Raw genomic sequence first — 21,672 nt, 5'->3', positions numbered from 1 at the left:
TCTTTGACATTCGCCGTTGCGGTGCTGCAAAGGCCGTGATTCAATCATGTTTTTTACAGACTTAAGGGTAAAGTGTAGTGGCTCGTCCGAAGAGTGAAGACAAAAAATTGGCATTACTGGAAGCTGCAACCACAGCATTTGCACAATCAGGTATTGCGGCCTCTACCGCCGTAATCGCGCGCAATGCAGGGGTTGCGGAGGGAACGTTGTTTCGCTATTTCGCGACCAAAGATGATTTGATCAACGAACTTTACCTCTTTTTAAAACATGATCTCTGCCAGTCAATGATGGCAAATCTGGATCGCTCAGTGACCGATGCCAAAACCATGACTCACTACATCTGGAATAGCTACATTAGCTGGGGTCTGAATCATACCTGCGGACATCGCACCATTCGCCAGTTGGCCGTCAGCGAGAAAATCAGTAAAGAAACAGAACAGAAGGCTGACGATATGTTCCCGGAACTGCGCGATCTTTGCCATCGCTCCGTGCGACCTGAATTTATGTCGGACGAGTATCGCGCCTTTGGCGACGGGCTTTTTTTAACACTTGCAGAAACAACCATGGAATTCGCTGCCCGCAATCCTGCCCGCGCAGCTGAATACATTTCGCTGGGGTTTGAAGCCATGTGGCGCGCCCTGACTCGCGAGGAAAAATAATGGACGGAAAGACACTGCATGACTGCGCAAAGCGCCTTGCGCTAGAACTGCCTTTCACCGAGCACTGCTGGCCTTTTGGCCCGGAATACGACGTGTTCAAGGTCGGTGGTAAGATTTTCATGCTGGTGTTTGAACATCACGGACGCCCGCTGGTTAACCTGAAATCCGAACCGCAAAAATCATTGTTAAATCAACAGATCTACCCCAGCATTGAACCCGGTTATCACATGAATAAAAAGCACTGGATCTCAGTCTATCCAGGCGACGACATTACCGAGTCATTGCTGACGGACCTGGTGAATGACTCATGGCACCAGGTAGTGGATGGCCTACCCAAACGAGAGCAAAAGCACCTGCGCCCTGTCTGATTTATCGTTAACGTCGATAAGTGTTTTTGCATTTTTCTGTCTTATCTTTTTTCTGCTAACCCTGTACCCTGCTGGAACAAAACGCACCCGCAGGGTAGGAAAATCACCAGGAGTAGTTATGGATATTGTTTCTGTCGCCTTAAAACGTTACTCCACTAAGGCATTCGATCCGAATAAAAAACTGACCGCTGAGCAGGCCGAAAAATTAAAAACGCTGCTGCAGTTTAGTCCGTCCAGCACCAACTCTCAGCCGTGGCACTTTATCGTTGCCAGCACTGACGAAGGTAAAGCGCGCGTGGCGAAATCCGCAGCCGGTGGCTTTATATTCAACGAGCGTAAAATGCTGGATGCATCCCACGTTGTGGTGTTCTGCGCCAAAACGTCGATGGACGATGCGTGGCTGGAGCGCGTTGTCGATCAAGAAGAGTGCGATGGGCGTTTCGCTACCCCGGAAGCCAAAGCCGCTAACCATAAAGGCCGTACTTTCTTTGCCGACCTGCACCGCAAAGATCTCAAAGATGACAACCACTGGATGGCGAAACAGGTGTACCTGAACGTCGGTAACTTCCTGCTGGGCGTTGCGGCGTTGGGCCTGGACGCGGTGCCAATCGAAGGCTTTGATGCCGCCGTTCTCGACGCAGAGTTTGGCCTGAAAGAAAAAGGTTTCACTAGCGTGGTCGTGGTCCCGGTAGGTCATCACAGCGTGGAAGATTTCAACGCTGCGCTGCCGAAATCTCGTCTGCCGCTGGAAACAACGCTGACGGAAGTCTGATTTTTTCCGTCACGCCCGATGAGTATCACTGCCATCGGGCGTATCACTACTGATTCAGCCACGCCAGTGCCTGCTCCCCCGCTTCATCCATCGGTAAATAAACCAGCAGCCGCGAACCATTACGCGGGGCGGAATACCAGTACATTTGCTGCAAGCTAAAACGCCCTAGCTGCGGATGGACAAAGTTTTTGACCTGATTTTCCACACCGCGAACGTCATAACGCTGATGCCATAATGCTTCAAATTCAGACGATGCGGCAAAAAAGCGTGCCAGTTTATTTTCCCAAACAGGATCGCTGCGATGTTCCGCCATTGCCGCACGGAAATAAGAAACAAACGTCGGTAATACATCGCAGTTTGCTATACGGCTACGCCAGGTTTCATTGGTGAGATAGAGGTAAATACAGTTGCGGTCTTCGCTCGGGAGCGTGGAAAAATCAACGCCCATCAACCGGCAAAAACTCTCATTCCAGGCCACGATGTCAAAACTGGGTTTCTGAATACTGGCGGGCTGCGGCATCAGACTGTCGAGCATTTTTCGGGTGCCTGGTGTGATCCCTTCACACACCATCACCGGCGTGGATTCCGGTGGCGTCAATCCGGCCAGCACAAACAGGTGGCGGGTTTCCAGCGGACTGCATTGCAGCGCATTCGCCACATTCAGCAAGACCGCTTGCGACGGATTGACCTCTCGCCCCTGCTCCAGCCAGGTGTACCAGGTGACGCCCACGTTAGCCAGCATCGCGACCTCTTCGCGGCGCAGACCGGGCGTTCTTCGCCGCCCAATACGCGGCAGACCCAGACGCTGCGGATCGAGGCTTTCCCGTCGCGCACGTAAAAACGCGCCAAGCTGCTTGCGGCTATCATCGGGGAGGATAACCGCGGATTCCTGTTGCGCTATTACCGCCATGGACTCTCCAGCATAGTAGTAACAATACCAGTATAATCAGGAACTGGTACCCGTTTAATTTTTCAGTGATGCTACGTCCATCTGCAAAATGATGCAATGGAGTTACTATGAGTACATCAACTGTTTCACCCGGCCGCATAGGGTTGCTCCTGTTATTGACAGGCCAAATGCTCCCGCTCATTGATACATCAATTACCAATGTCGCTCTGGATTCCATTACCCAGTCGCTCCAGGCCACTACCACGCAGCTTGAACTTATTGTCGCTTTGTACGGGGTGACTTTCGCCGTTTGTCTGGCGCTAGGCAGCAAACTTGGTGATAACTATGGTCGCCGCCGCCTGTTTATGGCGGGCGTCGTACTGTTTGGCATCGCCTCCCTTTTTTGCGGGATGGCGAATTCCATTCACATGTTGCTGAGTGCTCGCGTTCTACAAGGTGCGGGTGCGGCGCTGATCGTGCCACAGATCCTTGCCACCCTGCACGTCACGCTGAAAGGTCCTGAACATGCGCGGGCCATCAGTTTGTATGGAGGCATTGGCGGCATCGCGTTTATTGTCGGCCAAATGGGCGGGGGCTGGCTGGTTTCGGCAGATATTGCAGGGCTGGGCTGGCGCAATGCTTTTTTTATTAATGTCCCGATTTGTCTGTTAGTCCTGATGTTCAGCCAACGCTATGTCCCTGAAACCACCCGGGAAACCCGAACCCGCATCGACTGGCTGGGCACCAGTAGTCTGGCTGTGATTCTCTGTTGTTTGCTGTTTCCTATGGCATTAGGCCCGGAAACCGGCTGGCCGTGGCAGACGCAGGCTGCACTGGTCGCTATTCTGCCTTTAGGATGGTGGATGCGCAGCAATGCGTTACGACAAGAACAGACCGGGCAACATCCTCTCTTACCGCCACGCCTGTTAAAACTCAGCAGCATCCGGTTCGGCGTGCTAATCGCATTACTGTTTTTTAGCGCCTGGTCAGGATTTATGTTCTGCATGGCGTTAACCTTACAGGCCGGTCTCGGTATGGCCCCGTGGGAATCCGGCAATAGCTTTATTGCGCTTGGCGCAGCCTATTTTATCTCTGCATGTTACGCCCCGGGATTAATTGCCCGCTATAGTACGGGGCGTATTCTGCTCACTGGGCTGGTTATTCAGATCGCTGGCTTAATGGGGTTAATGATGACCTTCTGGTATTCAGGCATGCGCACCTCGGCCATTACGCTCGTTCCAGCTACAGCGTTTATCGGCTATGGTCAGGCGCTGATTGTGAACAGTTTTTATCGCATCGGTATGCGCGATATCGCCACGCACGATGCGGGCGCCGGAACCACCATTCTGAGTACATTGCAGCAGGCAACATTAGGACTCGGTCCCGCCGTGTTGGGGGCGCTGTTCCTGCATCTGCAGCAACATTACCATGGCGATTACACGCGCTCGGTTATCGGTTTTTTAGCCGTCGAAGCCACAATGATGACCGTGCTGTTACTGACTACCCTTTTATTTCGCCGCACGCTGAATATCAATCCGGTGTGCGCCAGCATCGCCGCAAAATCGTAGGCAAGACGAGCGTAATTTGCATAAGCTCCCGACAGCGGTCATCATAGGCCGCTGTTTATTAAGGAGACCTTATGCAGGAATTGATATCTCAGGTAGAAGAACTCGGCATTGAAATAAACCACACCACCTCGCTGGTGATGATTTTTGGCATTATTTTTCTCACCGCCATTATTGTTCACGTTATTTTGCACTGGGTGGTGCTGCGCGCATTTGAAAAGCGCGCGAACGCCAGCTCCCGTCTGTGGCTACAAATCATCACGCAGAATAAGTTATTTCACCGACTGGCATTCACCCTGCAGGGTATCATTGTCAACATTCAGGCCGCGCTGTGGTTACAAAAAGGCAGCGAAGCTGCAGAGATATTAGTGACCTGCGCACAGCTGTGGATCATGATGTACGCCCTGCTGTCCCTCTTCTCCCTGCTGGACGTTATTCTCAATCTGTCGCAAAAACTCCCTGCCGCATCTCAGCTACCGTTGAAAGGTATATTCCAGGGAATCAAACTGATTGGCGCAATTATCGTTGGGATTTTGATGATTTCCCTGCTGATTGGTCAGTCTCCGGCAATACTGATAAGCGGCCTGGGCGCGATGGCCGCCGTCTTAATGCTGGTATTTAAAGATCCAATCCTCGGTCTGGTGGCTGGGATCCAGCTTTCAGCGAACGATATGCTCAAACTGGGCGACTGGCTGGAAATGCCGAAATACGGCGCAGACGGTGCGGTTATCGATATTGGTTTAACCACCGTAAAAGTGCGCAACTGGGATAACACCATCACCACTATTCCCACCTGGTCACTGGTATCGGACTCTTTTAAAAACTGGAGTGGGATGTCAGCTTCCGGTGGTCGACGCATTAAACGCAGCATCAGCATTGATGCCACCAGCATTCATTTTCTTGACGAAGATGAACGCCAGCGACTGCATAAAGCACACCTGCTAAAGCCGTATTTAACTACGCGTCATCAGGAAATTGACGAGTGGAATCAGCTATTGGATGCGCCTGAATCGGTATTGAATCACCGCCGGATGACCAATATTGGCACTTTCCGTGCCTATCTGAACGAATATTTACGTCACCATCCGCGGATTCGCAAAGATATGACGTTAATGGTACGCCAGCTTGCGCCGGACGATCACGGTTTACCGATCGAAATTTATGCTTTTACTAATACGGTAGTCTGGCTGGAATATGAAAGTATTCAGGCTGATATCTTCGACCATATATTTGCAGTGATCGAAGAGTTTGGCTTACGCATTCATCAGTCGCCTACCGGAAATGATATTCGCGCATTGTCAGGGATCTTTCAGCGTTAATCGGCAATGAGAAGCAGTGACCGATCTCATCACCAGGATGAGATCGGTCAGATATTAGCGGGATTTGCGGCGCAGCAGTTTGAAGGCAACAAACAGGAACAGGATCCATATCGGCAGCAGAATAGCGGACAGGCGCATATCATCCATGGTGCACATCAGCACCAGAATCATGCCGAGGAAGGCAATGCACAGATAGTTTCCGGCCGGATAAAGCAGCGCTTTGAACTGCGTATCACGTCCTTTGCGGCGCATCGCCGCGCGGAATCGCAAATGCGCCAGACAAATCATAATCCAGTTTAATAGCAGCGTCGCGACAACCAGCGCCATCAACAGACTGAACGCTTTTTGCGGCAGCACATAGTTGATCAACACCACCAGTGACGTAATCGCGCCGGACAAAATCAATGAGTTCACCGGTACGCCACGGCGACTGACGCGGGTTAAAAACTTCGGCGCATTTCCCTGAACGGACAAACCAAACAACATCCGGCTGTTCGAGTAAACCCCGCTGTTATAGACCGACAGCGAAGCCACCAGAATGACAAAGTTCAGCGCAGAAGCCACCACATTACTGTCAAGATTATGGAAAATCATCACGAACGGGCTGCTATTCGATTTCACTTCCACCCACGGATACAAGGCCAGCAGCACCACCAGAGAACCGATATAAAACAGCAGAATACGGTACACCACCTGGTTTACCGCTTTCGGAATACTTTTCTGTGGATCCTGCGCTTCCGCGGCGGTGATCCCTATCAATTCCAGCCCGCCAAATGAGAACATAATCACCGCCAGCGAGAGGATCAATCCATTCCAGCCAGTGGCAAAAAAGCCGTTGTAACGCCAGAGATTATCGATGCTCGCATGTTCCCCGCCGTTACCGGAAAACAGCATCCAGATGCCAAAGCCAATCATGCCGATAATGGCCAGCACTTTAATCAGCGCAAACCAGAATTCCGTTTCGCCATACAGACGTACGTTAACCAGATTGACGGCATTGATGATCACAAAGAAAGCGGCAGCCCAAATCCAGGTGGGGACATCGGGCAGCCAGTACTGCATGTAGATGCCGGCCGCTGTCAGCTCCGCCATGCCAACCAGCACAAACATCACCCAGTAGTTCCAGCCGGACAAAAAGCCAGCAAAAGGTCCCCAGTATTTATAGGCAAAATGGGCAAACGATCCGGAAACGGGTTCTTCCACCACCATTTCGCCCAGTTGACGCATAATCAAAAAAGCGATGATTCCGGCTACGCCGTAACCCAGTAACACCGCAGGCCCCGCCATCTGAATGGCCGGTCCAATGCCCAAAAACAGGCCGGTTCCAATTGCGCCGCCCAGCGCAATTAACTGAATATGGCGGTTTTGCAACCCCCGCTGAAGCGTCGGCTCATTCGTCGACGCGGCATCAGGCACGCTGGTGCCAGATGCAGTTGACGCGTTTTTCACGCCCTTCCCCTGTGTCGTTTTTATTGAAGGGGCTTCTTTTAACATTTCAACCTGGTTGCCGCAAGGCGCAATCGTTTAACATCATGGTTGTCAGCGATGCCTGAGCAGTTGTTATTTTTCATGGGTGGGCTCCTTACCAGAGTTCACGCTTTTCATAATTACAGTGAATTATTCTGGACGAAAAGGTATTGCAGGCCACAGAATGCACCTTACTGTTTTTCTAACATTTTCAAACGGGTGGGCCTGTTGTATTTAAGCCATTCGTTTTTGAGTCAGGCCAGGCAACGACTGTCATGAATAAGATCATCAAACGACTGGAAATCGTCAAAAGCGCTATTGAACTGGAAGATGAGGAGATTATTTTTCAGCAGGTGGCGCATCTGAAAAATGAGCCTTTGTCAGTCGTGCCAGACACCATCGTGCAGGCGATCGAAGCCCGGCGCTTTAGCGATGCTCTGCGTGAAATCACGGCCTGGCTGCAATCTCAGAGAGCGGTCTCTACGTGGCAGGATCCTGCGATTGCGGCGAGTAAACTCGAACTGAAAGCGCTTGAAACACAACTGCGTGACCTGATTGATAAGCGCAACACGCGCATTCAAATCCTCGATGATTTCAACGATCTATACCATCTTCGTCTTGGGCCGCTGATGAGCCGCATCCTTGAGCTGCGTAAGCAACTGGCCGTCAGCGCCCAACGTAAACAGGAAGCGGAGCGAAAGCGCCGGGAAAAAGACTATCAATCCTGTCAGCACTATATTTCCCAGGCCGTTGAGCAGTTGGCCAGACTCAAGCAGCAATGGATGAACCAGCACTCAGATTCGCGCGAATCTGTCGAAACCCGGCAACGCATTCAGCAACAAACGGAGCTGATCACCGCCCTGCTGGCGGAGATTCGTGAGCTGGAAAACGACTTTTCTCGCCAGGACGACAGCGCGACTCGCCAGGCACAAGAAGAGGCCAGTCATGAATATGATGAATATCAGGAGCAGCAGCAGGACGCACAGCATCGTTTTACTCGCGACCAACGACTTTCTGCCGATGAACGTAACGAGCTAAAACGCCTGTGGCGGCAGGCCAGTCGTCTTTGCCACCCGGACGTGGTGGCGGATGATCTGAAAGAGAAAGCGCATCAGATGATGGTGCAGCTTAACCAGGCGCGCCAAAATGCCGACCTTGCCGCCGTACGGGCGTTACTGACCCAGTTACAAAGTGGTCTCGAACCGATGATGGCGAGTGACCGATTGAACGATCTGCAGCATTTACGCAGCAAAATACAGCAGCTCAGAGAACAAATTAACGCACTGCTGAAAGAGATTACCGAACTAGAGGCTGAAAACGCCTGGCGCCTTGCTTCCTCCGTGACCGATAAAGAGGCTTACTTCTCTGACCAGCAACGGGCGCTGACGGAAATCCGCAACTCACTGGAACAACAGGTGCAACAGGTCGAGCAGGAGCTGTTAGCGGGCTGAGCGCTAGCAGCGAAGTAAGCAGATAAAATGACAACGGCAAGCAACATGCTCAAATAAAGCACAAAAAGATCAACTCAGAATAAAAAACTATAAATGTTTATTTAATTGGCTAAATAGCCTTAAATTCAAACATTTTTAGATGCTTAATGTAAATTTGGCGATATTTCCATCTTCACTGTTCCCACCCGCCCCTTCTTCCTAATCTTAATTAAGAATTCTCCTACCCACCAACCAGTCCATCATCACAAGCGAGCATTCCTTTGAAATATAATCATTTTTAAATAAATCGCCGTCAATAAGCCCAGGAATATCCTGCCTTTATGGAAAAGGTGGGCTCATTCTTATGGTGATTCATAAGCGAAATCTATCAATCATCTGCTCAGAGGTGATATAAACGATTTATCTTAAATTTTAACAAAGTGTAATATCTACTTTCAGAATAGTTAATGCTTCAAATAAATACAGAAAATATCTGTTGAATTGGCAATAAATAAGGATACGTTCAAACCAAAGAACGTTATACGAGATTTAATTAACATTCCACGCGTCGCAAGAAACTCTTTTTTCAGCCAGAAAAAAGAGGCGACCGCTTGCATTAAAATTTCAAGGAGATCGTAATGTCTAAGGCTATTTTTTTGGGTGACTCACTTTATCCCTGGCTAGGCATGCGAGAAATTCTACGTGGTTCATCCTTATATATTGATATCACGTACCACTCCTCTCAGACGTTTTCAGCAGTCAAGTTTCTGCCAGATGATACAGATTACATCATTATTAATCCTGACAAATCAGATTTTTTAAAATATGCCAGAATTATCCGCAGCATGGCTATCCGCCCTGCCACAAAGATTATTGTTTTGGCAGATGAAGCCACCTTTTCTCTTTTTCAAACCGTTTGCGGGAAGAATATGCAATTACTCGATCAAGATGCCAGTCTTGATCGGCTGCTGCATGCCGTTACACGTATCATACAGAATAAAAAACAAAATAATATCAAAGCACTGCACACAAAAATCACCGCAAACGAATTCAATGTGATGATGATGCTTGCCCGGGGTTGGTCACTGGCACAAATCGCCGGGGCATCACAAAAAAGTGAAAAAACCATCGGGGCGTACAAAAGCAACATTGCCAGAAAGCTCGGTAAAAATAACACCCAGCTCAAGTACACCATTTCCCACTATAGCCAGCCATAACTGACTTATTTAAGGACAATTATCACGGTTATTATTTAAAGCTGTCCTTTCGGCTCATTTTTTAATTCCGCATAGCTCGGAAGGGAACCCTATTTGCCCAAAATCACCATACCGGGTAACGCGTCCGCGGGCCAACCATAGCCAACAACTCAACGTATTAACACATACATAACAGGAATGTAGACGAGGGTTATATATGAACAAAGTTTACAGCATTATTTGGAACGCGGCGCTCGGTATCTGGGTGGTCGTGTCTGAATTAACTAAAGGTAAGAAAAAAAGCAGCTCGCGTAAAACTGTCGCCGTACTGGCGGCTGGCGCATTAAGCGGAGCGTCGATGATGGCCTCGGCTGATCCGATTATTGATACCGGCGATCATAATATTTCTACTGACTACCAGCGAGGAATTTCCGCTGGCGTTTATGAGGGAATTCATAACTACGGCTTCTTATATGAAGATAATACCACTGGTCAGGCGCTCAATATCAGCGGCGCGATCCCGACGATTACCCCAGGCCAAAGCGGCGTTGTTGAGTCAACGACTATCCGTGAGCTGCTGCAAACCGGCAAAATCACGCTTAAGGCTACCAGCCCTGACCAGAGCGTAAAAACAATCTCCACGGAGGAAGAGCTGGCAGAATACCTGACTCATACCCAATCAGCGAAACCTTCGCAAAGCACGGATTTTGATATTTTTGATCCGGCGCTTCCTGGAGAGCCAGAAACCATTAAAGTTTTTGATACCAGCGCGTTAGCCGGGTTTATCACTGAATCACAAATCGGCGATGCTGTTTTAAATACGTATGATCCGCAACAAACGCAAATCTATAAGCAATTTGGCATCGCGTTGGCGACCAATGGCGCCACGGCCAATCTGAATATTGGCAACGATACGCTTCATGTGCGTGACAAAGCCAATACCATCGAATTACTGGCTAAAGATTCCTCACTGCTGGAAGCGCAAGGCGCCAACAGCCAGGTGAACTGGCAATCCGATAACTACATCAAATTTAACGCCGCCCCCGTTATTCCGACCAAAACGTTTAACGGTTCCAGGACAACCTCCGTATTTGGCGGCGATGTAACGCTGATGACGTATGGCTATAACGACGCTGGCGAGGTTATCGAAACGGGGGAAAAAACGTTCTCAATTACCACGGCTGCGGAACTGGCTGAGTTCAATAGCTGGTTGTTAGGCGAAAGCGATGATGCCGCGCAAAAACCGGATGGACAAAAAGTCAGTCAGATCCAGTTGTGGCTGGATGTTGAAGACAGTCAAATCACAACCGTCTCCGCCGCACAAGCGAAGTATGCTGAGCTGATTGATGACTTACTGACCTCAGGTAAGTCATCTGATGTTATCTCCTGGGATTACGACGTCTGGACCGATGGCGAGTCGCACAGCAATAACACAACCGCCGATCGCGGTGAGCTGCACGCTATCTATGCCAACGGCGCAGGTACCGCCGGTACGTTGAACAAAGACGCGATGATCGCCGTAGACGGCAGTATTAATGGCGTTATGAAAGCCATTGACGGCGGGGTTATCACTAACCTGGGCGAACTGAACGCATTGCGTACCTCTACCGGGCAAAGCCTGGCAATTGGCATGCTGGCGAAAGATGCAACGGCAACCAACCACGGAACCATCAACTCCGGGCTGTTTATTGATAAAGACGGTAACCAAAACGTCAACAGCTACGGTGCATTTGGTATGCAGGGGCAAGGCGCCAGCGTCATTATCAACGAAGGCACCATCAACCAGGCGATTACTACCGATAACTTCGGTACCGCTTCTGCTGCCGACCCCTGGAGTAAAGACGATCCCGAAACTTCGCTGACGCTGGCCATTGGTATGCAGCTGTCTAACGACGCGCAGGGCACGAATAACGGCGATATCAATATCGTCGACGGACGCAAAAACAAGAAGTCCTTTGGTAATGGCACCGCCTTTGGCGTGGAAGTCGCCGACAACGCCACATTTACCAACGCCAAAGATGCAACGATATACCTTGGCCGCGATGCGAATAATTCCTCCCTGGATGCCGTATTGCCAGGCGGTGCCAGCCCAAGCGCCGGTATCATGACCAAAAGCGCCAAAGAGGTGATTAACAACGGTCTCATCACCCTTGGCGTCGGCATACGTAACGCCGCCGGGATCCTGATCGGCAATGCAACAGGTAATGTGCTGAATACCGGCACTATCACAATCAATGGCGATGATCGTGGAGGCACCAGCAAGAACTACGGCATCACTGTGCGTGACAGTGGCGCAGAGAATGGTCAGATCATTAGAAATGACGGCAAGATTAACGTTAATGGCAACAATAACGTCGGGATCCACGTCAGCGCCAATAAGAAAAACGCCGAAGTCACCACCAGCGCTTCTGGTTCTATCGTAGTAGACGGTGACGGCGGCGTCGGTAACCGAAACTATGCTATTTGGGCGGAAGGCGGCGCCAACGGTCAGGCAACGGTCAATGTCTATTCTGGTATCACCCTGAATCAGGCCGGTAATATCGGCGTACACGTGCGTGATAATGCCATCGCTAACGTCGATAGTCTGAGTAGCCCGGTGTTCAACAACACCGATCAGATTGGTTATTACCTGTATGGTAAAGGTGCGACCGCCAATATTGGGCAGGCAGTGATGAATGACAATGGTCAGGATCGCACCACTATTTTCCGTATCGCCAATGGCGCATTGTTGGCCGGTAATACGACTAACCCGAAAGATCAGTCCACTTCTGACCTGAATCTGACGCTTAGCGGTAACAATTCTGTTGGCGTTCTCGCCACCGGCACAGGCAGCAGCGTAGATACCGGGGAAGCGACGTTTACCGTTAAGGGCACCAACTCCGCAGCGTTGGTCATCGAAGGCGGCGCCAACGGTACCATCAGCGATAAAACTACCATCAATTTAACCGGTGAAAGCACCATTGCCGGGGTGGTGGATGGTCAGGCGCATCAGTTGAATGGCAACACGCAGGGGAATGCTACAAACACGACCCTCACCTCTAACGCGAAGATCACCTCTGAAGCCAGCGGCAACAAGGTTATCGCCTATGTGGCGAGAAATCTGGGCAACCTGCTCCTCGATACCAAATCGATTATCGATCTGGCCAGCGTCGACAGCATCGGCGTTGATGTGCAACAAGGCGGGAACTTAACCAATAACTCCTCCAGCGCCCTGCATGTCAGCAACGGCATCGGCGTACGCGCCTCAGGCTCTAACGCGCAGATTAGTAAGCTGGGCAAAATTCAGGTTGATGATGGTACTGCTGGCGTTCTGCTGACCCAGGGGGCCAGTCTGCTGATCAACGGTAAAACTGGCGACAGCATTACCACCAATGGATCTGCTGACGGTATTCGTCTGGCCGAGGGCGCTGGCGCACTGGCCGCGCAAAGCGTGATGATTCGCGCTGAGGGTACTGGTGCCGGTATTCAAAACGATGCCAACAACACCAATATCACGCTGCGTGATGTCACCATCGATTCCAACGATGGTCCAGGGATCCGCACCAGCGTCGCGCTGACCATGAACGATGGACTGAACAACATCCTCAACGTCAACGGGAAAGGTACCGGTTTCGCCTTTGAGCAACGCAATGGCGACGCGGTGACGGACGATCTGAAAATCGGCAAAGGCTATACCGTTGAGGTGCTAAACAGCGAAGGCAGCGGTATCCGCGCCAACACGGATGGCCAGGTCACGACCAGTGCCGATATCAACGTACATGACAGCGCGGGCGGTTCTGCGATCATCGCTAAAAACGTCAGCGCATTAACCAACAGCGGGAAGATTATTTCTGCCAGTACGACTTCACCGGTGATTGACGCCAGCGGCGACAGCAAGAAAAAAATCACCAATACCGGTACCCTTCAGGCCATCAACGACACGGCAGTGGCGATTCAATCGGGCAAGGGAAATGACACCATTGATATCAGCGGCGGTATCACCAGCGGTGTCATCAATACCGGCGAAGGCAGGGACACCTTCAACTGGCGTAGCGGTTCCTATGCGGGTGAAGTGAATTTCGCTGGCACTGGCGGCAACAATAAAGCCAACATCGGCAATGTAATACTGGATAAAACGCGCCACATCATTACCGCTGCGGGTACGGGCAATGCCCTCACCTTCACCAATACGAAAGATGCGAAGATTGGCACGCTTGCCAGCGACAACCTGAATACCGGCACCAACATTGGCTCCGGCTGGGATTCACTGACCATCAGCGGATCAAACGCGGATGTCCGCGTCGTTGAAAACCTGAGTCTGGCGAGTAAAACCATTGCCGTAAATAATGGCGCAACGCTGCGCACCGGCGATCACGTTGAGCCGACCAGTACTGCCGCCAGCATTGGCGATTACGATGTGACGACCCAGGGCGCAGGCAGTCGGGTTATCTTCGACACCCAGGGGGATGCATCAGCGGCGCAAATCTATCGCGGTATCATCAGCGGCGACGGGAAATTTGAACGTGCGGCGGGCGGTACCACGGTGTTTACCGCCAACAACACCTACACCGGCTCTACCACCATTGATCAAACCGGTACGCTGCAGTTGGGTGACGGCGGAAATGCAGGCGAAGTCAGCGCCGTGTCTGACATCATCGACAACGGCATGCTGGCGATCAACCGCGCCAACAACGTCCTGCTCAACGGGGTGATTTCGGGCATCGGCGCACTGCAACAAATCGGCGGCGGCATTACCCGCCTGAACGGCAATAACACCTATACCGGCGACACCACCGTCACCAACGGTACACTGCTGGTGAATGGCGATCAAAGCGCGGCGCGCGGCGCAACTACCGTCAGCGGCACCTCCACACTTGGCGGGAATGGCATTATCGGCGGCAATGTATTGATGAACGATGCCACCACCCTCAGCGCGGGTGATGGCGGTGCAGGTACGCTCACCATTAACGGTAATCTGCAGCTTGGCAGCAAAACGACCTCCGCTTTCGAACTGGGCAACGCTTATACGCCAGGCGGTGCATTAAACGATCTGGTCAACGTCGCAGGCGATCTGCAACTTGACGGAACCCTGGATGTTACCACTTCACAGGGCGGTAACTTCGGACCGGGCGTATATCGTATCTATAACTACGGCGGCACGCTGAATAACCAGACGCTGGAGCTGGGCGCAATACCAGACAGCCAGGATAAAAGTAATATTTTTGTCCAGACCTCTATCGACAAACAGGTCAACCTGGTGAATGCCAACGGCGTTACCCTGCAGTTCTGGGACGGCGCAACCGTCAACCAGAGCCATGGCGCGTCGGGCATTGAAGGCAACAGCAAAATTGACGGCGGCGATGGCAAATGGATGGCGATCGGCAGCCAGGGAGATAACAACTGGACCACGGCAACCGGTGAAGGTAACGCCCCCTGGGCGCAAAAATCCTTTGCCGTCTTCACCACCAAAGGCGGAACCGTTACCGTGGATAACGCCGCGGGCGAAGTTAATTTCTCCGGGGCACAGTTTGACGCCGATGGCTATGTGGTTAAAGGTGATGCGCTTAACGCGTATGCCACCACAGAAAACGCGACCCATGCAGGCCAGACGCCAGGCACCGGTGAACTGCTGCTGCGCGTTGGTGCCGGTGGCGCGGGTCAAAACTATACCGCGGCCATTGAGTCCGTGATCCGCGAAGCCAGCACGACTGACAAACTGACGCTGGTGAAAACCGACCTTGGTCGTCTGATCCTCAGCGGTGATAACGAGTATCGCGGCGGCACGCGCATTGATGGCGGTACGTTGCAGATTTCCTCTGACAGCAACCTCGGCCAAAGCGGAACCGATCTGGTTATTAACAACGGCTCCACCCTGCAGATGGGCGCAGACCTGACCAGCAATCGCACTATTGAGCTGGGAACGAGTGATAACGCGGCGGTGTTTGACCTCAATTCGCACCACTTCACGCCAGCCGGTGAGATTACCGGCGACGGTAAACTGAAAGTCACCAGCAGCTCAAGCGATGCGGGCAGCACCTTGTCACTCGATCGCGCCAACAGCTACAAAGGCGATACCGAAATTGCCGGGACGGGTAATGCCAACAATGTCACGGTCAACGTCAGCAAAACCGGAGCCTTTGGTAGCAATGAAAGCAGCACCGTGAACGTCAATAAGGGGGCGACGCTCAATGTCAGCGGGACAGATACCAGTCTGCAATCCCTGACCATGAACATCGCCGACAGCCTGTTAACGCTGGCGGATAACGTCACCGCCGCAAGCGCCAAACTGAACCTGACGGGCGCAGCAAAAGCGCTGTTAACCGACAACGCCACTGCAGGCAACGCGACGGTTAACGTGGCAAAAGACAGTACGTTGGCTCTGGAAGATAATGCCAGCGGCGGCAATGCCAGCGTGAACAATAGTGGACTGATGACCTTTGCCGACCAGGCGATGGCTGAAAATACCGTCGTTAAGAACCTGGCGGGCGGTAAGGTCGATATCAGCGCGGTCGACAGCGCAACGTCTATCGGCTCGTTGTCCGGCGCGGGGAATGTCGAACTGGGCAATAAAACATTGTCGCTGGGGAATCTGCATCTTGATGACACCATCAGCGGCATTATCAGCGGTAACGACGGCAGCCTGGTGAAAATCGGTGACGGTACGTTAACGCTGACAGGCGATAACACTTACACCGGTACCACGGACGTCAATAAAGGCGTGCTGCTGGTCAACGGCAACCAGTCCGCCGCGACCGGTCAGGTAACGGTTAAATCCGGCGCGACGCTCGGCGGTAACGGTATTATCGGCGGCGCGGTTGACGTGCTGGACGACGCTCATATTACAGCTGGTGCTGCCATCAACAGCGTGGGTAAACTGACCACCGGTTCACTGACGCTGAGTGATAACGCCCAACTGGATTACCAGTTTGGTCAGGCTTATACCCCAGGCGGGGCCTTCAACGACCTGATTGATGTGAATGGCGACTTGACGCTCGACGGTAAGCTCAATATCGAGACATCTCCGGGCGGCAGCTTTGACGTGGGCGTTTACCGCGTCATCAACTACACCGGCACCTTGACCAACAATGTGATGGACATTGCCAACGCGCCGGAAGCCGCAGACAGCCTGTACGTGCAAACCTCGGTTAACAACCAGGTTAACCTGGTCAACCATGCCGGACTGACGCTGCGCTTCTGGGACGGCACCGGCGGTGAGAATGGCGAGCTGAAAAACAACGGCGTCATCAACGGCGGCGACGGTATCTGGCAATCCAGCCAGGGTAACGACAACTGGACCACGGATGAATCAACGCCAGAAGGCGCGCTGAACGCACCGTTTACCGATGCCGCCTTCGCTGTCTTCCAGGGTGAAGCTGGCAACGTCACCGTCGATAACAGCAAAGGCGACGTCATCATCAGCGGCGCACAGTTCGCCACCGATGGCTATCGCGTGGGTGGTGAGGCCATTACCACCGACACGGCGAACACGCTGATTCGCGTCGGCGATGGCACGGTAGACGGCGCAAACTACACCGCAACTATCGACAGCGTGATCCGCGGTACCGGCGGCCTGAATAAAGGCGATCTCGGGACGCTGATCCTCACTGGCGACAACACCTACAGCGGTGGAACCACTATCACCTCAGGTACGTTGCAGGTGGCGGGTGATACCAACCTTGGCGCGCCAGAGACGGGTATTACCTTCAACGGCGGTACGCTGAAGTATGGCGAAGCATTTGATACCGCCCGTCAGGTGACGCTGGAATCCGGTGGCGGGACATTCAATACCAACGGACATAACGTTTCCCTGCTGACGGAAGTCGAAGGTAATGGTCATCTGACCAAAACCGGTAAAGGCTCCCTCACCCTGACGCTGGATAATACCTACACCGGGGGCACTACCATCGAACAAGGTGTTTTACAGTTGGGTAATGGCGGTAACATTGGCAGCATTCAGGGAGATATCGTTGATAACGGCGTACTCAAGGTTGATCGCGCGGATACCCTGGCGTTAGCGGGCAATATCAGCGGTAAAGGCCAGTTGCACCAAACCGGCAGCGGTATTACGGAACTGCAAGGTGAAAACAGCTACAGCGGCGCAACGTTAATTGCCAACGGCGTACTGCGGGCGGGTAACACCAACACCCTGAGTAGTGCGTCACACCACTACGTTGTCGCTGACACCATGTTGAACACGCAGGGATACAACCAGACAGTCGCGGGCCTGAGCAACGGCGGTGATGTCTCGCTCATCGGCCAGCAGACTGGCGCAACGTTAACCGTCAAAGGGGATTACATCGGCGAAAAAGGGACCATCAACATGGCGGCCATTCAGAATGGTAGCGGTGCAGGCATTGCCGACCGTCTGATTATTGATGGCGGTAAAGCCAGCGGGAGTACGCTGCTGGACGTTGATGGTTCTGGCCTCGGCGCGCCGACCGTCGGTGATGGTATCGAAGTCGTTACGGCGCTCAATGGCGCAACCACCACCGCGCAAACGTCGCGTGACGCCTTCCATCTTGCCGCCGATCGTATGGCAGCAGGCGCGTTTGAGTACCAACTGCATGCGGGCAATGCTCAGGGTCAGGGGGAAAACTGGTATCTGAGAAGCGAATATCGTCCAGAAACTATGCTGTATTCTGGCCTTGCCAGCGTTGTGCGTCAGGGCGACATCAGCCTGCTGGGTAACATGCACCAACGTATGGGCGACGAGGTTAAACCGGGTATTGACGAAGATAATCGCGCCTGGGCGAGAATGCTTGGTTACTCCGGTAAAACCAAACTGGACGATGCGGCCGGGACACAAACCAGCACCCATACCATGGGTATTCAGGTCGGCGTTGACATGTATGCTAACGAAAGCTGGAAAGCCGGGATGTATACCAGCATCCTTGACATCGACAGCAACGTGAAAGGCACGAAGACAGGCAGCGACGGCAAAGGCGGTAACATCGATGACAATGCGTTTTACGTCGGCGGTTACGCCACCTGGTTCTCGGGCGATGGGATGTATGTTGATAACGTCCTGCAGTACGGTAACCATAAATCTCGCCTGGCGGCGACCGGGAACAACGGTTCTTATACCGTCAAAGGCAACACGCTGACGGCGTCAACGGAGATGGGTAAATCGTTCCGTCTGGGTTCAAGCGCCTGGAGTCTGGAACCTCAGGCTCAGTTGATCTACCAATACAGCGATTTTGATAATGGTCGGCTTGACGGTGTGACCCAAACGAAAGTGAAAATGGACACCGCAGATTCCTTTACCGCCCGTCTGGGCGTACGTCTGGTTGCCGACTATGACACCAACCATGGCAAATTCCAGCCGTACGGCAGGGTTAACGTTTGGCAGGGTCTGGGTTCAAAAGACAAAACGCACTTTAGCAATGCGGTCGCCACCACCACGCTGGAATCCTCACAGCAGTACTCCAGCACTGAAGTTGCGGCCGGTCTGTCCTGGTCAATCGACAGAAACGTGCAGGTCTACGGTGAACTGGGTACGCAATTCAGCAACGGTGGTAGTAAGTCGCAAGTTGAAGCCCCGATTAATGCTTCCATTGGCTTTAAGAAATCGTTCTAAGCAGTCATAAACTCACCAGCCCTCTGTTCTGCAGGGGGCTTTTTTTTGCCTTTCAGGGCTGTCTGATGCGCTACGCTTATCGGCCCTACGGGCTTACCAACAACGCTGAACAATCAAGGGGTTGGGAAACGTAAAAAGGTGGGATTAACGATTATACTGCGTCAGGAGTAACGGGATTTCTTCTGCTAACACCGGCGGAGAAATGAAAAAGCCCTGAATTTTGTCACAGCCAATCTGCATTAAACGGTCCAGTTGGGACTGGGTTTCCACCCCTTCGGCGAGAACTTCAATACCAAAATTGTGTGCCAGTGAAATAATGCCCTCCACAATCTTTGTCGATCGGGTATCGGGCTCAATGCCAGCAACAAATTCCTTATCAATTTTTAGGGTATCAAAAGGATACTTCAGCAGATAATTAAGATTCGCGTGACCAGTACCAAAATCATCAAGAGCGAGTTTAACCCCGATATCCTTTAGCTCCAGCATATTGTTAACCGCTATTTGGCTGTCGCGCAGTGGTGACGTTTCCGTCACCTCAATTTGGCACCGATAAGGCGGTAGCCCACAGAGGGTGAGATTACGTCTGACGCGTTGGGGTAAGAGAGGGTCACAAAATTCAAGTGCGGAAATATTGATTGATAATACAAGAGGATCGGGCCAGGAAGTCGCCACATCCCAGGGTGTGTGGGTAACCATGTCTTCAATTGAAATGATATTGCCGCTGTCTTCCAATAACGTAATAAAAATATCGGGAGAGATCATCCCCATCTGAGGGCTGTTCCAACGCATTAATGCTTCAAATCCGCTAATTTGCTGAGTGTGCAAATTAAAAATGGGCTGATAAACCATATAAAACTGACTGGTATTCAATGCCTGTTCAAGCGCGGTGAGCACCTCGTTGGAATTAAACATTCCCTCTACCTCTACAAATCATATAATTTAAAACCAGTCACATCGCTCCCGAATTATATCTACTATGAGATGTTTTACATCAGAAAAGAATCACCAGACTAGGGTAAAAAAGACATACGATGGGTGAATCTGACAATTAATTTATTTAAATCAGAAGTATTGTTCAGTCCCAACTTGGCGACGACTCGCATTTTATGAGCCTGAATGGTTTTATAGTTAAGGTTCACTAATTCAGAAATTTCTTTAGCGGTATAACCACTTACCAGCAAACTCAGGATCTGCTGTTCCCTTTCAGTTAACCTTTTCTGCGAACGATACAGCCGGGGATTCCATTTCCCGACCGACAACGTCGCCAATTGACCGAAATCTCGCAGTGAAGATTTCTCAGTCAACACTATTGCTTTCTCAATATATAATAACTCCACGCATAATTTCGCCACCAAACTGTCAGCCACAATCACTACGACGTTATTATAGAACTTGAATCGATTTTTATTCAGAAACTGTACGACGTCTGAACACGGTTGTTCATTATTAATGATATTAAAAACCATGGTTTGATGCTGACATAATGATGACTGATGCAACATATCCTCAAACTGGAATGTTTGTACGGGTACTTGTTTGCTGGTCAGGTAGGCGAACATACCGTTGCCCACAAAATTATCATTGCCACACATCAACATCCTGTTTACCGCTCCTTATAAGCTTCTGATCTTGTTACTCATTAAAAATTTGATAATAATTTTCTCGACTTCAGCCTCTTCACGACGATTTTTAAAATCGAACTCACACGAGATCTGATGACAGGAGTACAACTGATTATCCTCATCAAACTCATTGATCGTGACGACATCGATCACTTTTAAATCCAGCTGTAAACTGCCAAACGTATCAAACTCCAGCGAGGCATTTTTAATCACCGCATCTTTATAAACAAAGCGGGTATTTACATCTTTAACAATTAACGCACAGCCACCCTGAGAGATGTTTTTAATCCTGAAAGAGTAGTTTTCTCCGTTTTTGTAACGACCAAAACAGAAAAAGTCATAACCCTTCAGGAAGGAAAAACGCTGATTTTGTCGCTGCTGGGCAAAGAAAATCATATCCGGGATGAGGTAGGATAATCCTGCCTCCGCACCTGCTGGTGGAGTTTGTTCAAATCTGGCACTAAATTTTACAATCCCGCTTTCGCTGTGCAGGATAAAGTATTGGACCTTTTCAGGCACAATCTCTTCATGGCCGGAGATGACAAACCGTTCGAAATCGACCTTATCTAGCTGTGTGATAACGCTACTGTTTTCGCATAAGACTTCCAGTTTCGTTTTCTTGTGCAGCTCTTCACGAAGGATAGCGATGATTTCAAACTTGTTGTCCTTTGCTAATCCAAAGCTCATTCTAAAACCCTTATTTCCATATTTAAGATATGTCCCGCTTTTGGTTACCCAAAAACGCGAGATCAGCATCCGCCCTGGTGCTTAATTACCATAGTGGATTCCATGTCAGACAGTTGGTTAAAAATTAAGTTTTTAACTATCT

The 21,672-nt window shown here is 51.1% G+C and carries 13 protein-coding genes; 8 read left to right on the top strand and 5 right to left on the bottom strand.

Annotation, left to right across the window (positions count from 1 at the left end):
- Positions 1–77 precede the first annotated feature (77 nt).
- From FDW96_RS19635 to nfsB, 3 genes are all read left to right on the top strand, one after another.
- Positions 78–659 (top strand): TetR/AcrR family transcriptional regulator, encoded by a 582-nt coding sequence (locus FDW96_RS19635; RefSeq protein ID WP_061381627.1) that lies wholly within the window; start codon positions 78–80, stop codon positions 657–659.
- Complete coding sequence (locus tag FDW96_RS19630) at positions 659–1,027, top strand: MmcQ/YjbR family DNA-binding protein (RefSeq protein ID WP_137366163.1); 369 nt, start codon at positions 659–661, stop codon at positions 1,025–1,027. The genes FDW96_RS19635 and FDW96_RS19630 overlap by 1 nt, the downstream gene beginning before the upstream one ends.
- 118 nt (positions 1,028–1,145) lie before the next feature.
- Positions 1,146–1,799 (top strand): oxygen-insensitive NAD(P)H nitroreductase, encoded by a 654-nt coding sequence (gene nfsB, locus FDW96_RS19625; protein WP_137366162.1) that lies wholly within the window; start codon positions 1,146–1,148, stop codon positions 1,797–1,799.
- Between the two features lie 46 nt (positions 1,800–1,845).
- Here the strand turns inward: nfsB and FDW96_RS19620 are convergent, their stop codons facing one another.
- Entirely contained in the window at positions 1,846–2,709 is an 864-nt protein-coding gene (locus FDW96_RS19620; protein WP_079225085.1) for a helix-turn-helix transcriptional regulator, read from the bottom strand.
- Positions 2,710–2,816: 107 nt separating this feature from the next.
- Here FDW96_RS19620 and FDW96_RS19615 point away from each other — a divergent pair, with 107 nt between their 5' ends.
- Positions 2,817–4,256: an MFS transporter gene (locus tag FDW96_RS19615; protein WP_212732926.1), complete on the top strand. Its 1,440-nt coding sequence runs from the start codon at positions 2,817–2,819 to the stop codon at positions 4,254–4,256.
- Between the two features lie 71 nt (positions 4,257–4,327).
- Positions 4,328–5,572 carry a mechanosensitive ion channel family protein gene (locus FDW96_RS19610; protein ID WP_042309900.1) on the top strand — a complete coding sequence of 415 codons (1,245 nt, stop codon included), beginning with the start codon at positions 4,328–4,330 and terminating at the stop codon, positions 5,570–5,572.
- Between the two features lie 54 nt (positions 5,573–5,626).
- Here FDW96_RS19610 and pheP read toward each other — a convergent pair whose 3' ends face one another.
- Complete coding sequence (pheP, locus tag FDW96_RS19605) at positions 5,627–7,021, bottom strand: phenylalanine transporter (RefSeq protein ID WP_094301016.1); 1,395 nt, start codon at positions 7,019–7,021, stop codon at positions 5,627–5,629.
- A 293-nt stretch (positions 7,022–7,314) separates the two neighbouring features.
- On the opposite strand from pheP, the gene FDW96_RS19600 reads away from it, so the two are divergent.
- From FDW96_RS19600 to FDW96_RS19590, 3 genes are all read left to right on the top strand, one after another.
- Positions 7,315–8,490: a DnaJ family molecular chaperone gene (locus tag FDW96_RS19600; protein ID WP_061381621.1), complete on the top strand. Its 1,176-nt coding sequence runs from the start codon at positions 7,315–7,317 to the stop codon at positions 8,488–8,490.
- A 617-nt stretch (positions 8,491–9,107) separates the two neighbouring features.
- The gene (locus FDW96_RS19595; protein ID WP_137366161.1) at positions 9,108–9,686 is read left to right on the top strand and encodes a LuxR C-terminal-related transcriptional regulator; all 579 of its coding nucleotides are present in this window, start codon (positions 9,108–9,110) and stop codon (positions 9,684–9,686) included.
- A gap of 196 nt (positions 9,687–9,882) precedes the next feature.
- Entirely contained in the window at positions 9,883–19,221 is a 9,339-nt protein-coding gene (locus FDW96_RS19590; RefSeq protein ID WP_137366160.1) for an autotransporter outer membrane beta-barrel domain-containing protein, read from the top strand.
- Positions 19,222–19,365: 144 nt separating this feature from the next.
- Here FDW96_RS19590 and FDW96_RS19585 read toward each other — a convergent pair whose 3' ends face one another.
- The 3 genes from FDW96_RS19585 to FDW96_RS19575 form a co-directional block, all read right to left on the bottom strand.
- A complete protein-coding gene (locus tag FDW96_RS19585; RefSeq protein WP_042309909.1) occupies positions 19,366–20,133 on the bottom strand; it encodes a bifunctional diguanylate cyclase/phosphodiesterase in 768 nt (255 codons plus the stop codon).
- A 98-nt stretch (positions 20,134–20,231) separates the two neighbouring features.
- Complete coding sequence (locus tag FDW96_RS19580; RefSeq protein ID WP_170973568.1) at positions 20,232–20,813, bottom strand: LuxR family transcriptional regulator; 582 nt, start codon at positions 20,811–20,813, stop codon at positions 20,232–20,234.
- 21 nt (positions 20,814–20,834) lie between these two features.
- Entirely contained in the window at positions 20,835–21,530 is a 696-nt protein-coding gene (locus tag FDW96_RS19575; RefSeq protein WP_042309913.1) for a flagellar brake protein, read from the bottom strand.
- Positions 21,531–21,672: the final 142 nt, after the last annotated feature.

The sequence above is a fragment of the Citrobacter sp. TBCS-15 genome (assembly GCF_005280815.1).
In the GTDB taxonomy this organism is placed as follows: Bacteria; Pseudomonadota; Gammaproteobacteria; order Enterobacterales; family Enterobacteriaceae; genus Citrobacter; species Citrobacter werkmanii.
This window is presented reverse-complemented; position numbering and strand designations above follow the sequence as displayed.

Bases quoted from the DNA above. Each gene is read 5' to 3' on its own strand.
- FDW96_RS19585 (WP_042309909.1), bottom strand. From the start codon at position 20,133: ATGTTTAATTCCAACGAGGTGCTCACCGCGCTTGAACAGGCATTGAAT.
- FDW96_RS19595 (WP_137366161.1), top strand. From the start codon at position 9,108: ATGTCTAAGGCTATTTTTTTGGGTGACTCACTTTATCCCTGGCTAGGC.
- FDW96_RS19575 (WP_042309913.1), bottom strand. From the start codon at position 21,530: ATGAGCTTTGGATTAGCAAAGGACAACAAGTTTGAAATCATCGCTATC.
- FDW96_RS19630 (WP_137366163.1), top strand. From the start codon at position 659: ATGGACGGAAAGACACTGCATGACTGCGCAAAGCGCCTTGCGCTAGAA.
- FDW96_RS19610 (WP_042309900.1), top strand. From the start codon at position 4,328: ATGCAGGAATTGATATCTCAGGTAGAAGAACTCGGCATTGAAATAAAC.
- FDW96_RS19620 (WP_079225085.1), bottom strand. From the start codon at position 2,709: ATGGCGGTAATAGCGCAACAGGAATCCGCGGTTATCCTCCCCGATGAT.
- FDW96_RS19600 (WP_061381621.1), top strand. From the start codon at position 7,315: ATGAATAAGATCATCAAACGACTGGAAATCGTCAAAAGCGCTATTGAA.
- FDW96_RS19615 (WP_212732926.1), top strand. From the start codon at position 2,817: ATGAGTACATCAACTGTTTCACCCGGCCGCATAGGGTTGCTCCTGTTA.
- FDW96_RS19580 (WP_170973568.1), bottom strand. From the start codon at position 20,813: ATGTGTGGCAATGATAATTTTGTGGGCAACGGTATGTTCGCCTACCTG.
- nfsB (WP_137366162.1), top strand. From the start codon at position 1,146: ATGGATATTGTTTCTGTCGCCTTAAAACGTTACTCCACTAAGGCATTC.
- FDW96_RS19590 (WP_137366160.1), top strand. From the start codon at position 9,883: ATGAACAAAGTTTACAGCATTATTTGGAACGCGGCGCTCGGTATCTGG.